Genomic DNA, 1,070 nt, shown 5'->3' with positions numbered 1-1,070 from the left:
AAACACACCCTTGGCACTGGGGGCTCTGGTCGGCCTGTCTGCGGTGGGTGCGGCATCAGCATCCGCCTCTGACCGCTGGATTAACGTGGCGGATGCCGAGAACCTGGGCAAGATCTGCCGTGATAAGGGCTCATGTAGCAAACAATATCGCCTGACTGATGATTTCAACGATAACCAATTGTCCCGGTCCATTGGCTCTAAAAAAAATCCATTCACCGGCAAGTTGGACGGCAATTATCGTACTATTGGCAAACTTTCGAAGTGCCTGGTAAAACACCTGTCCGATGGGGGCCGTATCGAGAACCTGACCCTTAGTGATGCCAGAATAATACCCCCAACGGATCCGGCCGGGGTAGTGGCTTGTGAAATGTCTGACAACGCCACGATCAGTAATATTCGGGTTGAACGTGCTAACGTTACTACCAACAAGGAGGATGCATACGCAGCTATTGGCGTGGGCATAGTAAATGGCGGAGGAACTATTACTAACATGACTGCGTTGGACTGCACGGTGGAAACCTCCGGCGAATCAGTTTCTGCCGGTATTGGTGCGGGATCTCTGATAAGTGGAGCTGTTAACAACATGGCTGCGGTAAACTGTAATGTTACAACAAAGGGAAAGTACGCAATTGCTGGTATTGGGGCTGGATTTTCGAATGAAGGTAATGTTCGCCACACGACAGCGGTGAACTGTCGTGTTGAAACAACGGGAAAAGGTGCATATGTCGGTATTGGGGTGGGAGCTCAGGAGAAAGGAACGGTTACAGACACGACTGCGTTGAACTGCACGGTGAACACCACAGGAGTTAATGCACATGCTGGTATTGGGGCTGGATTTTCGAAGAGCGGTACTGTTAAGCACACGACAGCGGTGAACTGTCATGTTGCCACCAATGGAAGTGTAGCAGAAGCCGGTATTGGTATTGGCGATAAATTTTACTCTAGAAAAGCTACCGCCAACACCAAGGCGTTCAATAGCAACGTTACAAGTGAATATGCCGTTGCGTCTATCTCGGGAGGAGATAACTCGTTTGTAACTATTCAGCACCCAGTAAAGGCATATTACTGTA

1 protein-coding gene is annotated in these 1,070 nt (G+C 49.6%); it reads left to right on the top strand.

Annotated features, from left to right (window positions below; genetic code table 11):
• The coding region (locus CX664_RS26895) for a M26 family metallopeptidase (protein ID WP_180966647.1) at positions 1-1,070 on the top strand (1,070 nt) is incomplete at both ends.

Source organism: Endozoicomonas acroporae, from assembly GCF_002864045.1.
GTDB classification, from domain to species: domain Bacteria; phylum Pseudomonadota; class Gammaproteobacteria; order Pseudomonadales; family Endozoicomonadaceae; genus Endozoicomonas; species Endozoicomonas acroporae.
Note: the sequence above shows the minus strand (reverse complement) of the source record. Positions and strands in the feature narration are given on the sequence as shown.